Annotated in this window: 10 protein-coding genes; 4 read left to right on the top strand and 6 right to left on the bottom strand. The window is 53.3% G+C overall.

All coding sequences use genetic code 11. The features are described from left to right. Positions 1 to 135: 135 nt before the first annotated feature. Positions 136 to 1,017 carry a peptidase gene (locus tag VN12_RS02720; protein WP_205855171.1) on the top strand — a complete coding sequence of 294 codons (882 nt, stop codon included), beginning with the start codon at positions 136 to 138 and terminating at the stop codon, positions 1,015 to 1,017. Here VN12_RS02720 and VN12_RS02715 read toward each other — a convergent pair. Together VN12_RS02715 and VN12_RS02710 are read right to left on the bottom strand one after the other, a co-directional pair. Then, positions 999 to 2,375: a voltage-gated chloride channel family protein gene (locus tag VN12_RS02715; protein ID WP_205855170.1), complete on the bottom strand. Its 1,377-nt coding sequence runs from the start codon at positions 2,373 to 2,375 to the stop codon at positions 999 to 1,001. The genes VN12_RS02720 and VN12_RS02715 overlap by 19 nt on opposite strands. Further along, on the bottom strand, positions 2,324 to 4,471 hold the full coding sequence (locus VN12_RS02710) for an MFS transporter (RefSeq protein ID WP_146675390.1): 2,148 nt from the start codon (positions 4,469 to 4,471) through the stop codon (positions 2,324 to 2,326). Before VN12_RS02710 ends, VN12_RS02715 begins: the two co-directional genes overlap by 52 nt. Positions 4,472 to 4,661: 190 nt before the next feature. On the opposite strand from VN12_RS02710, the gene VN12_RS02705 reads away from it, so the two are divergent. Continuing rightward, complete coding sequence (locus VN12_RS02705; RefSeq protein ID WP_146675389.1) at positions 4,662 to 5,966, top strand: polysaccharide pyruvyl transferase family protein; 1,305 nt, start codon at positions 4,662 to 4,664, stop codon at positions 5,964 to 5,966. A gap of 21 nt (positions 5,967 to 5,987) precedes the next feature. Here the strand turns inward: VN12_RS02705 and VN12_RS02700 are convergent, their stop codons facing one another. From VN12_RS02700 to VN12_RS02685, 4 genes are all read right to left on the bottom strand, one after another. After that, positions 5,988 to 7,121 carry a glycosyltransferase family A protein gene (locus VN12_RS02700; RefSeq protein ID WP_146675388.1) on the bottom strand — a complete coding sequence of 378 codons (1,134 nt, stop codon included), beginning with the start codon at positions 7,119 to 7,121 and terminating at the stop codon, positions 5,988 to 5,990. A 54-nt stretch (positions 7,122 to 7,175) separates the two neighbouring features. Then, on the bottom strand, positions 7,176 to 8,180 hold the full coding sequence (locus tag VN12_RS02695) for a hypothetical protein (RefSeq protein ID WP_146675387.1): 1,005 nt from the start codon (positions 8,178 to 8,180) through the stop codon (positions 7,176 to 7,178). Between the two features lie 94 nt (positions 8,181 to 8,274). Then, a complete protein-coding gene (locus tag VN12_RS02690; protein WP_146675386.1) occupies positions 8,275 to 10,338 on the bottom strand; it encodes a S46 family peptidase in 2,064 nt (687 codons plus the stop codon). A gap of 134 nt (positions 10,339 to 10,472) precedes the next feature. Continuing rightward, a complete protein-coding gene (locus tag VN12_RS02685) occupies positions 10,473 to 10,847 on the bottom strand; it encodes a DUF3127 domain-containing protein (RefSeq protein ID WP_146675385.1) in 375 nt (124 codons plus the stop codon). 242 nt (positions 10,848 to 11,089) lie between these two features. On the opposite strand from VN12_RS02685, the gene VN12_RS02680 reads away from it, so the two are divergent. Both VN12_RS02680 and VN12_RS02675 read left to right on the top strand, forming a co-directional pair. Further along, positions 11,090 to 14,302, top strand: coding sequence for a DUF1592 domain-containing protein (locus VN12_RS02680; protein ID WP_168164174.1), 3,213 nt, complete (start codon positions 11,090 to 11,092; stop codon positions 14,300 to 14,302). Beyond that, on the top strand, positions 14,299 to 15,663 hold the full coding sequence (locus VN12_RS02675) for a DUF1552 domain-containing protein (RefSeq protein WP_240491303.1): 1,365 nt from the start codon (positions 14,299 to 14,301) through the stop codon (positions 15,661 to 15,663). Before VN12_RS02680 ends, VN12_RS02675 begins: the two co-directional genes overlap by 4 nt. The last annotated feature ends 3 nt before the right edge of the window (positions 15,664 to 15,666 follow it).

Genomic DNA, 15,666 nt, shown 5'->3' with positions numbered 1-15,666 from the left:
TCCTTTTTCCGAAAAATTGCTTGGCTCTCGTTCGTCAAACCTTTAGACTACTTTCAGTCCGACAAATCGAACCACGCTCCACGCACGCCCAACGCCCCATGGATTTACGGGAACGTTCGCACAAGGAGTTGCTCGGTGTTACGAGTTTGTTTTTCGGTCGTCTTGTCGTGGCTTGCCCTACTGGGAAGTTGCACCGCCTGTCATGCGGAATTCATCATCAACGTGAATTACTCGGGCAATCAGGTTTACCAACCCTTCTTTATCGACGCGGCGAATCGCTGGCAGTCCTTGATTTCAGGTTACCAAAATGGCTTCGTCGTGGGGCGGTCCTCAGGGAGTACAGCGACCATTGGTACACAGCTGACGACGCTAAACATCAATGCATCGGTGGAAGCGATCGACGGCGTTGGGCAAGTTTTGGGGTCTGCCGGTCCGACAGCAACAATCGTTGACCAGCTGAACTTTGAACTAGCCTCGGACGGCCTGATGAGGTTCGATATTGCTGACATATCGAACTTAGTCGCCAGCAATGTCTTTGATGACGTTATTCTCCACGAGATGGGACATGTCATGGGGTTTGGGACGCTGTGGACGGACAACGGTGTTTACGTGACTGGAAGTGGTGAGTTTACCGGCACCTCCGCAACCAGTTTCTGGCAATCGGAGTTTGGCCAGACGGGGACCCCCAATGTCGAGCTAGGGGGAGGTGGAGGGACACGAAATGGCCACTGGAACGAAGTCGATGGGGGGGCAGGGGTCACAGGGGTTCGGGACTCGCTCGGTCGCGACATGCGTTACGAGTTGATGACGGGATGGCTCAACAACGATTCGCAAGGGACTCCTTTTATCAGCAATATGACCTTGGGCTCTTTCGTCGATATCGGCTACCGAGCGAATTTTCAAGCGGTACCTGAACCTGGCTCCTTGCTTTGTATTGCAATGGCCGGCGGATTATGTCTCGTTCCCAGCCGGATTCGAAGGCGAGTTACGAGCAAGGTTCAACCCACCTCAGAGTGATGGCGTTGAGCGTGATAGATACTCGTCGGGCCACTGACGGCATACGCCACGAAGCAGGCGATCGCGGCATATACAACGAATCCAGATTGGGTTAGTCCTTCACCATGCGGAAGGAACAACTCTATAGCAACGAAGGTACTGGCAACTGGTGTTTTGGTTGCTCCCGAGAAAACAGCGACCAAACCTAATCCGGCCATCCATCCGGTGGGCAGCCCCAACGCGTCCCCGAGAACATGACCAAGCGTTGCACCGATGAAAAAGAGTGGGGTAACTTCCCCACCTTTGAAGCCACTTCCAACAGTGATCGCGGTAAAGAGCAATTTGAATAGCCAGCTTGGGGGTTCTGCACCGTCCTCTTGAAAGGCAGATTGGATGGTCACCGCGTTTGGGTTGCCGTGCGGTGCGGATACTCCCAATCCCAGATAGTCACGCGTTCCAAGCAGTTGGACCAACGCGATGATTGCTAAACCACCAATGAACGGACGCAGCCAATTCATCGCAATCCATCTCTTGGAATAGTCCTGGACCAGATGCGTAGCTTTGGCAAACAGGACGCTTGCTGCCCCAAAACAAACGGATGCCAACACGACCTTCGCCCCAACGGTTACTGGAAGACCTAACGCTATCGAAGGATCTAAAGTGATGACGTACTGAGTGTGTTGGATCCCCCACAACAGCGTGACTTGATCTCCAACAATCGATGCGATCAAGCAGGGGAGAATGGGGCGACTCGCGAGTCTTCCATTGACCAAGAACTCGACTGCAAAAATGGCACCGGCAACAGGTGTTCCAAATACAGAGCCAAATCCAGCGGCGACTCCACACAACAAAAGGGATCGTGTCTCTTCCCGTGAGAGTCGAAGCCAACGTCCGACCCCTGCCGCGATTGCGGCGCCCATTTGAACAGCTGTCCCTTCGCGCCCAGCGGAACCGCCGAACAAGTGGGTGAGCCAAGTCCCAAGCAGCACTAGCGGAGCCATCCTCATCGGAACTCCACTGCGCTGTTCATGAATCTCTTCGAGAATGAGGTTGTTTCCTCGATCGGCCCCTCGTCCTGATAGCGTAAACATCCAAGCCGAGATAGCACCGGCTACAGGAAGGAGATAGAGCAACCAAGGGTATTGCCAATGGACTTCGGTCACACGATCCAAGCCGAAGAGAAACAACGCGACAAGCGTGCCGACCGTTGCACCGACGGCAGCACTCAATGCCCACCACCGGATCGTTTTCCGAATACTGGGAATTACATTCTGTCGTTTCCAGAAGTCTTTCCAATTTTTCCCCATCCCTGCGGGCAACATCGCTTCTACCGAATCCCTTTGAGTACCTGGAACAAGTTGCTTTGATCGTCCGTCCATTTCACGGTGCGATTTCTTTCCTGACCATTCTTTGCATCGCGATCGTTACCCTCCACTTCGAGCGATTCGACAATTCGAAAGTCCTTGGACAATATCGCCCATTTGGAATCGTACGCATCGGGGCTTGCTAGTGCCGCTCCCTCGACGACTTCCCATTGAAAACCCTTTGAATCTGCGAGTCCACTCACCACAGCTTGAAGATCAAAGTACAGGTTCGAGATGTGAATTGCCAGAACGCCACCTTCTTTGAGGTGTCGGCAGTAGATATCCATGGCTTGCTCGGTGAGCAAGTGGACCGGGATCGCGTCGCCACTAAACGCGTCGAGCACCAGGATGTCAAAGCTCTGGTTCGCCTCGCGTTCCAGTTCCAGTCGAGCATCTCCCAATACAAACTCCACTCTTGCGTTGGAGTCTCGCAAAAACGTGAAGTGCTCCTTGGCGAATGCAATAACATCAGGATTGATTTCGTAGAATCGGTATCGATCACCCTCTCTTCCATAGGTCGCCAGCGTACCCGCACCTAATCCAACCACACCGACATTCAATGTCCGATCTTGTAGCAGGTTCAACGTCTTGCCGATTCCCGAAGTCGGAGTGTAGTAGGTCGAGGGGAGACTCCGCATGCCTTCCTCCAAAAATTGCGATCCATGCACCACGCGACCATGTACCAGCTTCCGCATCGATTTTGAACCGCTCAGATCGCGTCCGTCGGTCACACTGAGGACGCCGTAGAAATTCCGTTTGGTAACGAGTTGTTGATTTGCAGTCGCATTCCAGAAGGTAAGCCAAACCACCGCGGCAATCGGAATGCCAAACGCGAGACCACCTTTGACGTGCTGAGGAATCCGCAATTTCCATATAGTCGAAGAGCGAAGGTAGGTTTCGAGAAACAGCATCGTGCTTCCCAACAGCGCGAGGGGAAACTCGTAGAATCCTCGGAACAAGAGGGGGGCAATGAACCCAACGAACACTCCTCCCAAAGCTCCCCCGAGCGAGATGGTGAGATAAAAGTGGGTTAGCCGACTGGTGCCCGGGCGGGATCGATAGAGTTCCCCGTGGCAAACCATGCAGATCATGAACAGTCCAGCGAAGTACAGCCCGATTTCGACGGCCAAGTGAGTCTTCCAACCCATGAGTTTGAGGCCATACAATGCTAGGTAGCAGAGGGCGGCCAGTTGTATCGTCGGGCGCCGAAGGTACCATCTCTCGCTTTCGAATGTCAGGATGAATGAGAGCAGGTAAAACGCGAGCGGAGCAATCCAAAGAAAGGGAATGACAGCCGTATCTTGACACACTTGATTGGTGGTTGCCAGCAACATCATCGAAGGAAGCATGGCATATAGCAACCACGAGATCCATCGCGTATCTTTTGCTTCATGCTCGCGTGGTAGGATCGTCAACGTACCCTCTGAGTTGCCCTCGCTAACTTCCCTCGTGGAAGGCGAATGATGTTTGGCGAGGAATCCGATCCCGAATGCTCCCAACCCGCATAGCAATCCATAAATAATAAAAGCGGCACTCCAAACCGTTGCTTGCTCGCTCGAACTCATCCAAATCTCGACGCCGAACGGAAAGCTCAGCAATGCCAACATCGACCCGATATTAGATAGTGAATAGAGTCGATACGGTTTATCGATCAAGCGACTTTGGGCCAGCCAGCTTTGAAGCAGCGGGCCGGTCGCCGATAATAAGAAGTAAGGTGCGCCGACATGGGCGAGGAGCAAAACGATAATGTTCCACTGCGGGGATTCGCCACTATGTGGCTTCCATGTTTCTGCGGGTGCAATGGGTAGCATCGTTACCGCGACGAGAAGCAATCCGCAGTGCAAGATAACTTGTGCCTTCAAGCGCAGATGTGCGACCAGGAAATGCGCATAGGTGTAACCTGCGAATAGCAAGCACTGAAAGACGAGCATGCAAGTGGTCCAGACGCCAGGACTGCCGCCGAACCAAGGCAAAATCAGTTTGCCGATCACAGGCTGGACCTGAAAGAGCAGAAACGCACCCAGAAAAATGGTTACGCCGAAGAGGAGGATCCATAGGTGATCCTCCATGCGTTTCTGGGTCGGTTTGCCATCAATGAAATTGTCGGTCATTTTCAGCGTCCATCCCGATGGTCGTGCCTGGGACACTACGTAAAAATAAAATTGGGGTGTCCTGAATTAAATAACCGCGCTTTGTTAATGGAATCGACGGGGTAGAATGGATACTTCAAAAGAACCTTGACGATCTTCAAAACATGGATGTTTGTACCGGTTTTAATTCCTTTGCCACGTGAGCCCAGTCATGCCTCTCTCTAATACGCAGCTGCCAAGACGTCGGATCCTTGCCGGAATTGGAGCCACTGCGATCGCCTTGCGCCCATGGTGCTCCGCCATTAGCCAAGAGTCGTCAAAGTTCCCCAAAGTACTGCTAAGGTCATCGTGGCAAACCGTCAATATTGGCGATATCGCTCACACTCCCGGTGTCTTGGCGCTCTTGGAAAAGCATCTCCCCAATGCGGAGGTGACACTATGGCCCAGCAGCCTGGCTGACGGTGTCGAGTCCCTCCTTATGAACCGTTTTCCCAATCTCAAGCTCGTTCGTACAAAGTCGGAGATATCGGAAGCGATGGGACGCTGCGATTTTTTGTTGCACGGGTCAGGCCCATCGTTAGTCGCAGAAAAAGATGTGCGAACTTGGGTGGAACAAACAGGGAAGCCGTTTGGAGTTTATGGGATCACCCTTTCTCGCATCGGCTCGACCGATACCAAGGAGATACCCGACGAACGATTTCAAAAAACCGTTTCTCTTCTCAGCCAGGCGCAATTCGCGTATTTCCGCGACTCCCGATCGCTAGCGCTTGCCAAGGTCGCAGGGTGCACTTGCCCTGTCATGGAGTTTGCGCCCGATGGTGCTTTTGCAACCGATCTTGCAAACGATGATCGAGCGAAAAAGTTTCTTGCCGAACATGACCTTCGACCCTTCGAATTCGTTTGCTGTATTCCGCGATTGCGATACACCCCGTATTGGTTGATTGAATCCAAGAATCGCCCCCTCGACCCTGTGAAACATGCGAGAAATGAAGCGATGAAAGCCCAGGATCACGCTCCCCTTCTCGAAGCAATTCAGCAGATCCTGGCCAATACACCCTACAAGATTCTGCTGTGCCCGGAGGACCAAACGCAGATGGCAGTCGGAAAGGAGTTACTGTGGGACAAACTCCGTGCAAACTTGCAGTCGCGGGTTGTTCATCGAAAGGAGTATTGGCTCACCGACGAAGCATTATCAACCTATCGCATGAGCCTTGGACTTTTTGGAAATGAAATGCATTCTCCGATTATGTGCGTCGGAAACGGCGTCCCTGCCATCGTCTGCCGCTGGGCTGAGCAGACCACGAAGGGCTTCATGTGGCAAGACATTGGGCTTGGCGATTGGCTATTCGATCTCGATGTGGAAGCAGAACGACGCCAAGTCGCACCTGCGGCGCTTCGCATGGTTCAAGATCGCGAATGGGCCTTGCAAAACGTGACGAAGGCCAAAGAGTTTGTCGAGTCTCGCCAAAGAGCAACGATGGACACACTTCGAAACGCACTCAAATCGGACACATAGGTCACGAGCGCAGGATCGTGCTTAGATCCTTCCTCTCCAAGTGACTTGAGCCCCCAGCTGTCTCTGGATCAAAGCGATCCACTGAAGAGAGATGAAGATCGCTATTGCAATGGGGTGAAGGAGCGCACCGCCAATCGATTGACGGAATCGAATCGCAGCTAGGACCCTGGGAATCCATGTCATGAGGACCAATGCCCCGAGCAACACTAGAACGAAGATACTTGATTTGCCATACCGTGCAGAGACGAGCAGCCCAATTGGGAGCAAGTTGCCGCCGACAAGCAAAATCGTGAACGGAACGATGAGCTTTGGATTCGCGATTCCTTCGGTTGCATTTTTGAGCAAGCCTCTCATTACTTGTAATGTCGTTTCATACATTCGGCAACGAGCAATGTCTGTCCCATCGAACAGGTCCGTTCGGAATCCGTGGCGGCGAAATGCCCTAGGCAATTGAATGCCATCGTGACGAGATTGCTGAATCGCCTGATGGCCACCGCACGTGAAGTAAGGCTCTCGCTGGGCGACGAATAGCTGTCCGCAGCCGGCCGCAAACTCGGGCTTGGTCGTCGACCGCATGCGATCGAGAGGCAAGTAGCATAGCAGCACGTAGTGCATCATCGGAATGAGAGTTTTCTCTGCAAGCGTGCCGGTTTCTTGCAACGGAAAGCCGCTAATGAGAGGAGCCCCCCGAAGTTGTTGTTCCGCGATGCAACGCGTCAGTGCATCGGGAGCGAGCCGCACATCTGCGTCCAGAAACAGGAGTGTTGGATGCTTCGCCTGCTGTGCCAATTGCCAGCACGCATGCTGTTTTCCGTTCCATCCAGGCGGCAATGGATTCGAAGTCACCAGACGCACACGCTCACTCTGTTTGGAATAGGATTCCACAATTTCGCGGGTGCGATCTTCTGAATGGTCGTCCAGTACCAAAACTTCGTAGGTAGGGTGAGTCGACTGGAGGATCGATTCAAGCGAATTGGCAATACTGCGTTCTTCGTTTCGCGCGGGGATGCATACGCTGATCGCCTCACGCTCCGCTTCGCGGATCCGCGCGGGATCCGAAGTTGCGGGACTAAACTCTTTCAAGTTCTTGAGAAAGAGAGCTACAGGGAGAACAACCAGTGGGAGGAGCAGAACGAATACCAGAGCAAACAACATGCGAGTTCCAAAAATAGGTTTTACCACCGCTTTAGGGAGGATCGCTCCCGACTCTCAGCGTTGCGGTTTGTCTGGCGTTCGGTTATCACGAAATAGTTGATGACATGACGTGCAGTTCGATTTTAGGCGCTCGACCAGTGGCTTGACATCTAACGGCTTGGCTGCGGTACTAGGCTGGCGTAGTTCGGTTTCGAGTTCGACGCAAACGGACTCCCCTACTTTGAGAAGGTTTTGGTATTCCTTCGGGGCATTTTCTTGTTCCGCCATTCGTTGAAGTTCTGTGTAATGATCCGTCATTAGCAGCACTCGATCTGCCAACACCGTTCGAGATTTGTGATCTTGGGATAGCGAGGGATCGATTTTCGCAATGGCCTCGAAGTGCTCGTCCATGGCGACCATGGTTTCGATCAAGGGTGGAACCGCTGCAATTTCCTGAAATTTTCCTTCTACCTTGTCGAGGTCCGCTGAAGGGATCGCTCTGGCGTTGGTGACCGATGAAATCAAGCCTCGATAGTTGGGATTGGTCCCAGCCACTTGAAGTACTTTGTTCGCTGTGGATTGGTCGATCCATCCTAAAGTCACACATGCGGCAGCTGTCGCAGCTGGGCTGCGGTGTTTGCCGTGGTGGCAATGAATGAATATAGGTTTGGGCAGGGTGTGCAATCCCTTCGCGATTTCCAGCATTCTTCCTGTTGATATCCCGTCGTACCCGTGCGGTAAATGAACGTAACGGAGTTGAAACTTCTTGGCAGTCCCTATGTCGGGTGTCATACCATCGACACTGATGATAGTTTTTACCCCGAGCGCTTGAAGCTCTTCAAATCCTTTCTCTCCCTCTGGAAGTCCCCCTGAGTAGACTCCATCGGTCACTTGAATGCAGTTTGGAACATGCTCCAGTCGGATTCGTTTGGGATAATTCGAATCCGCTCCATCGCTCTCGGCCGCGATTGCAACCGTTTGACTGCTTCTCGTACCCATGGGATCCGTTGCCCACAAGATGGCAAGGCACAAGGCCCCCGACACCACGACCGAGCGATAACTCAATAGGTTTGTGACCATGGTGTTTTCCGGGGTTTTACAGATGACTTTGCTTGGGGGCAACGAGGGCTTAGGTGGCGGAAGGAAGGACGTTCAAGTCCAATTACACCCTAGACTACTTCCCCATTTCGTCGGCCAGATGTCCCGCATCGTAAATTTTTCGCATTGCCTCGAGGACACCAGCGATGTGGACGGAAACGGCTCGCGAAACTTGATCGGTGTAGTAAAAATCTGCGGTCAGGCTTTCGATATTGCCGTCGAAAATGATCCCAACCATTGCGCCCTCTTTGGAGACGACAGGGGATCCCGAATTGCCGCCGATGATGTCCGCAGTACAAACAAAATTGAAGGGAGCCGAACCGTTGAAGTTATCTTTCGCCGACTTCCAGCTCTTGGGGAGAATCCAAGGCTCTTCGGCAAGGTGTTTGGACTCGTGATCGAAGGCTCCCGCGAGTGTTGTGGCGGCAGGGACGGTCCCGCCGTTGCTCTCGTATCCTTTTACTTGTCCGTAGGAAAGGCGGAGAGTGAAGGTCGCATCGGGATAGAGAGTGTCGCCTGCCACCGCAAACTTGGCCTCGGTGATCTTGGCATAGGCCTGCCGTTCCGTCTCATCAATACTGTCGGTAAGTTCGCGAACGCGTCGGTACTCGGGTTCCATGGCGAGGGCAAGTTGAATCATAGGATCGGTTGATTTCTTCAGTCCCTCTAGTCCAGCAGCTGCAATCTTCTTGCGACCTTCAACCGAGAACAATTCCGTCTTTCCGATCAGCTCCGACGCTCGATCTTTTGGCCCCTTTTCTTGAAGTGCCTTGCGAACGAACGGGTCGTTTCCTCCTCGATCTTCAGATAACCGAGCAAGTTCATCTGCGAGTTGAATGCGTTCTAGATCGTCGTACATTGGCGCATCGGAATATAGCTCTTGAAGAAACGATTCGCGGTTGCTGTCTCGGTATTCACGAAAACGTTCCGCGCTGGCTTTGGTGTCTTCGATCGCCATGAGCACGAGAGTTTCAGCAACGCCGTACAATTTCGTGCGAAGGCTCACCGACTGGGTGAGCAATTCCTTTCGTTTCGCCTGCGATTGTTCGATTTGTTGCCAAGCACCTGCGAATGGCTTGAGCTTGGGGTCTGAAGAAACGTTCTCGCGCAGGGCCGATTCCTCCTTCTTCTTCGAAGTTGCAAAGGCAGGATCTTGCAATCCGGCCAACATGCCGCCGATTGCTTTTCGGGAGTTTTGGATCCCGAAGAGATCGTCTTTCGCGCGTCGCTTTTGTTCCGGACCAGTCAGACCATATTGCTGCATGAGAATCTCCTTGCGACGGAGATAATTCATGGTTCGGGGCATCGAGTGGTCACGCTGGAACTCGATGGCCGAATGGGTAAAAATTCGGCGTGTACGGCCCGGGTTTCCCGATACGAAAACGAGATCGTTTTCTTTGGCCCCGTTGGGATCCATTTTGAGGAAGTGTTCAATCTTTGCCGGTTTCCCGTTTTCATAAACGCGAAACAAGGTGACATCGAGGCAATAGCGTGGGTACTCGAAGTTGTCTGCATCGCCTCCGAAGAATGCACTACCTGCTTCGGGCGCCCAGACCAACCTAACGTCGGTGTATTTCATGTACCGGTACAGATGGTACTTACCCCCGCCGAATAGGGTTACCACATCGCTGCGCAAACCGGTTTTGTCCAACGACTCTTTTTCGATCTGGGCCATGGCGGCTTGTCGAGCTTTGGCGGCGTCCTGTGGGCTGAGTCCCGCCGCGACCGCACTGTTAACCCGAGCGGTAACATCTTCAATCGAGATCAGTTGATTCAGTTCCAGATCGGGAGCTTTGATTTCCTCTGCCTGTGACTTCGCCAAGAATCCGTCTTCGTTGTAATTGTGCTCCGCCGTAGAGAGTTTGTAGAGCGTGTCGGACGCAACGTGGTGATTGGTCAGAACCAAACCATTGGAAGAGACGAAGGATGCGGAACCGCCCGAGTTGAAACGGACGCTCGAAAGCATGAGATGGTCCAGCCATTCTTGGGTTGGCTCAAATCCGTACTTCTTCTTCAACTCCGTTTTGGGAACGGCATTAAAGAGCCACATTCCTTCATCTGCCAATGCAAACTCCCGTCCCCATGCAGAGCAAGCTATCGCGGCACTGATTCCGATACGTATCCATGTGCGTAATCTCATAACACATCTTTCCTTTTTGCAGATTCAAATCAGTGGAGAACTGGCTCACCTTGATCGACGTCGACGATGTCGCGGGCGACTGGAGTGGAAGAGTATACGCGACCGGTTCGAAGGATGCTCGTCAATCGGCGTTCCTAAAACGGCGCATCGTCGTCGGCGCCGGATTGCGAGAACTCGTTGTTGATGTCGTCGACATCGAACGAGTCCTCGCCTTTGGAGCCGACCTTGGTAAACGCCATCGCCTCAGCGCTGAGGAAATACTTCACTTCGCTGGACGGATCCTTTTGCCACTTGCGACCGCCGAGACGGTAAGTGATGTCGACTTCGTCCCCCAACCGAAGATCGTCCACCAAATCGCATCCGTCATTGGTGAATTCGAGAGGAATGTAGTTGGCGAAGCGGCCGTTTTGCTGTTCCAGTACGACAGTCCGCTTTCGGAACCCTTTTTGTCCAAAGGTTTTCGTTTCTTCGATGACGTGGACGATGCCACGGATTTTTGCGTTCGACATAAGTTTTCAAAGCCTGCAGCGTGATGGATTTTGACCCGTGGGGAGATGCTTGTTGCCTGTCGTCCAGACCATGCTTCCCCTCCCCGCGGGAGTCTTCAATGATTTGGAGTTTACCCGATCTGCAGGCCCCTAGAAACCGCTCCGTTTCCCAAGAATCTTTCATCGATTCGGAATACGCCTCCTAAATTCCCCAGCCACATCATTCCTCCTGCATGTCGCGAAGGACTTCGGGATGGTTTAGAATGAGATCCCTGCCATCCGGTACGTTTTATGGACCGGCACCCTCCCCGCCAACACTTCTTGAGCTGTTTATGCACGTCGGATTCCACTTCCGAAAAAGTTTGGTTGCTGTCGCTTGCATTGCCATTGCCTTTGGGCTCCTGGCTGGGATCCCTATTCCACGTAAAACCTTCGCCGAGGAATTCCCCATTCCCCTGGCTGCAGGCAATTCTGCCGCCGATACGAGCGAGACCGATCAAGAGTTAGCTCGAACCTTTGAGGCCGAGATCCTTCCGCTCTTCAGCAAATACTGCATGGATTGCCACGACTCTGCGACGGCCGAAGCGAAATTGGACATGTCGATTTTTCGGTCCCCGTCGGATATCGATCAAGCGTGGGGGAGTTGGCAAGCGATCCTCTCCCGCGTCCATGAGAAAGAGATGCCTCCCGCCGATGCCGGGGAGCTCCCGAGCGACGAAGAGCGCAAGCGTCTTGCAGATTGGGCGAGCCGTTTTCGAACGAGCGAGGCCGCTAGACGTGCGGGCGATCCTGGCCCCATCAGTACACGGCGCCTTAGCAACTCGGAATACAACTACTCCATCCGCGATTTGACCGGCGTCGACATCAAACCGACAGCGAGTTTCCCGATCGATGCCGCCAATGCGGCGGGGTTCGATAACTCCGCAGAGTCGCTGACCATTTCCCCTTCGCTTATCAATAAGTATTTGGACGCTGCACGCAGCGTGGCGGACCACATGCTCTTGACCCCCGATGGAATTCGTTTCGCCCCGCACCCCGTGGTAACCGATACCGATCGCGATAAGTATTGTGTGCAGCGAATCGTCGATTTCTATCGAGCCCAACCCACTGCCCTCGATGCGTATCTCCTCGCTGCTTGGGAGGGGAAACGGGAATCCTTGTCTCCTGGGGCCGATAGATGGGTGGAGTTCGCTCGAGCTCGCAAGTTGAGTCCGCGCTATCTGACGACGATTTGGGAGCATCTGCATGACGTAACGATTCAGTGGGGACCATCCAAGGAGTTGCAGCGCCGTTGGAATGCATTGCCCAGTGACCGCGAAAAGTCCGACACGGTGGAGCGAGAATGCAAAGAGATCGCCAAATGGATCGAGGAGACGCGTCGTCCAATGCGAGTCCGAATCGCGAACCTCAACGGTGCTCGCGGAATGAACGGTGGATCGCAGCCATTGGTCTTGTGGAAGAATCGCAAGATGGCGGCTTCTCGACGACTCGTACATCATGACGCGATCAACCCAGACACCAAAGATTGTGTGTTGTCCGAAGCCGAATTGGCAATCATGAAGTCGGACAGGACCGAAGCGAAAGAGGCCGTTCAAAGAGACTATGAAAAATTTGGGGCGGTCTTCCCGGACACGTTTCTCGTGCTCGAGCGAGGCCGGGCACATATCTCCGAGGAGGAGGCGGCAAGGGAAGCAAAGGGACGGCTGCTCAGTGCCGGCTTTCATAGCATGATGGGCTTTTTTCGTGACGATCAACCGCTCTGCGAATTGATTCTCGACGAAGAACAAAAACGGCAGCTCGATCGTTTGTGGGAGGAGCTGAATTTCATCAGCCATGTTCCGACGCGGCAATACAGCGGTTTTATTTGGTTCGAGCGAGCCGAAGCATCCTTTATCAACGACCCCGCCTTTCATTTCGTTCGCGCTGAAGACAAATCGGCCTTGAGTCAGGAGATGATCGATCGATTTGCTAATGCTTATCTGAATAAACTCGAAGGCATGGAATCCTCGTCAGCACTTCGCGAGGCCGTCGCTTTCCATTTCAAAGATTGCAATACCAGGATCCGGGCGTTTGAAACGGAGTGGAAAGACGCTCGCCCCAAGCAATTAACGAGCTTGCTCGAGTTCGCTGGCCGCGCGTTTCGAAGACCGCTATCCGACCGAGACCGAGAGAGAATCTTGCAGTATTACGACGAGAGTTTGCAACAATCGTCGGGTGATCACCGCGCTGCGATGGAGGATACCCTCGTTACCATTTTAGTATCCCCGAGTTATCTCTATCGCTGGGACTTGCAAGGTGTTTCGTCGCAGAGCGAGGATGACGTCCGGGAAGAGGGGAGCGAATCAAAACAAGTCTCTGCACTGCCGATAGAGACGACTGCGATAGGGACGACTGGGCAGTCGATGGTACCTCTCCGCGACGAAGAGCTCGCGTCTCGGTTAAGCTACTTTCTATGGTCCAGTACGCCGGATCCTGAATTGATGGAACTGGCGCGACAACGTCGATTGAGCGACCCAGAAGTATTGGTCGCGCAGTCCCGACGCATGCTGGCCGATCCTCGAGCGAAAAGCATGTTGCTCGAGTTTCTTGGAAATTGGCTGGACTTCCGAAGGTTCGATCAGCATCAAGCAGTGGATCGCAATCAGTTTTCGTCATTCGACGACGAGTTGCGAAACTCGATGTGGCAAGAGCCGATCGAGTTCCTCCATTACTTGATCCAGAACGAAGGTACCGTCGCAGGCATACTCGATGCGGATTATATGATTCTAGACGGCCGGTTGGCTGCCCATTACGGCGTCAAGAATGCTCCACCGGTCTATGAAAGAAAATGGTCGAAGTTTCCGGAGGCCAAGGCATATCAACGGGGAGGCATTCTATCGATGGCGGTATTCCTCACCCAGAATTCTCCGGGGCTTCGTACCAGTCCTGTCAAACGAGGCTACTGGGTTGTGCGAAGACTGTTAGGTGAGCTGATACCACCTCCACCACCCAATGTTCCCGAACTCCCCAACTCCGATCAACAATTGGGAGATAAGACGCTTCGTGAAGCGCTCGCCATCCATCGCGAGCACCCGAGTTGTGCCGCTTGCCACAATCGATTTGATTCAGCAGGCTTGCTCCTGGAAGGATTCGATCCTATCGGACGGCCACGGGACAAAGATCTTGTTGGGCGTCCTGTTCAAACCGACGCCACCCTTCCTAATGGCGAGGAAGCCATCGGTATCGAGGGGCTCCGATCGTATATCGAACAGCATCGGATGAAGGACTTCAGGCGTCATTTCTGCGAAAGTCTTTTGGCGTTCGCGCTCGGGCGAACGTTGATTCTTGCCGATGATGTTCAGGTCGATGAACTGGTCCAGTCCCTCCAAAACAATGGCGATCGAATCAGTACCGTTTTTGAACGAATCGTGCTGAGCCAGCCATTTCGCTATAAACGTCTGCAAACCGTTACCTCGGACGAAGGAGTCTCGCGATGAAAATGAATCAACCTGAACGTCGTGCTCAAACTATCTCGCGGCGCAAATGGCTTCACGGAACAGGCGTTCTCGTCGGACTTCCCTGGCTTGAATCACTGCAAGTGTGGGGGGGCGAGGCTCCTACCGACGACGTCGCTTCCGAATTGCCTAAACGCTTTGGAGTCATGTTTATGGCTTGCGGCGTGCACCCCGATCATTGGTGGGCCAAGACAACTCCGGAAGGTATGGAGCTCAGCCGCTGCCTGCATCCGCTGGAGAGCGTGAAGTCGAAGTTGAATGTGATCAATGGTCTGTTCAATAAGAATGCCACTGGAGTCGGCATCCACCCTGGTCAAACCGGCAACATCCTTTCCGGCGCTGCGCTTCAAAAAGGTGCGGAATTGCGGGGTGGCATAAGTGTGGATCAAGCGATTGCGAATGCGATTGGGCAAGACGATGTGGTTCCTAGTTTGGTCTTGGGATGCGAGCAACCGACGACTGGGTACCACGAGACCAACTTCTCCATGGCGTATAGCTCTCATATCTCTTGGCAAAACGCGACATCTCCGGTCCCTATGGAGGTCTATCCGTCGCTCGCGTTTGATAGCCTATTCGAGAATCGGGGAACTCAACGCAACAAGAGTATTTTGGACCGAGTTCGAGAAGATGCGTCCAGTCTCGCGATGCGAGCGAGCGCTCGGGACAAGGCGAAGCTCGATGAGTATTTGACCAGTATTCGAGAAGTCGAGAAACGGATTCAGCGGCAGCGCGGCGGCATCGACAAAGTTCAGGAGAAGGTCGCGAGAACCGGGGAATCGGTCTTTCAGATGAATCGCCCTGACAACGGACTGCCAGAGGACATTCGCGAGCATATGCGGTTGATGTGCGATATCATCGCCCTCGCGTTTCAAAGCAACCGCACCCGGGTTGCATCGCTTCTCTTGTGCCGCGACATCTCAGGGCTTTTCTATCCCTTCTTGGATGTGCGCAAACCTCACCACCTCGCTTCACACGATGATGGATCGGACGAATGGGAACGTGTGACAACGTACTACAGCAGTCAATTGGCATACTTGGCCCAGAAGCTCGAGAGTATGCAAGAAGGAGATGGAACGGTGCTCGACAATTCCTGCTTGATGTTCGTCAACAACATGTGGTCGGGTAGCAAGCACGACTCAACGAGGGTACCTCTCCTCACTGTCGGTGGTCTGGGGGGAACCATGAAGACTGGTCAAGTTCTAGACTTCGGAAAGCGCCATGACAATGAGCGAAAGCTTTGCAGTTTCTACCTCTCGGTGATGAACCGAATGGGGGTTTCTGCTAACGCATTTGGCGATGCCGATTCTCCCCTTGCAGATCTTGGAGTGCTCCCCAAAAGTTGATCC

The organism is Pirellula sp. SH-Sr6A (assembly GCF_001610875.1).
Taxonomy (GTDB): domain Bacteria; phylum Planctomycetota; class Planctomycetia; order Pirellulales; family Pirellulaceae; genus JBKCUI01.
The sequence above is the reverse complement of the archived record's forward strand: the minus strand, read 5'-3'. Positions and strand labels throughout refer to the sequence as shown.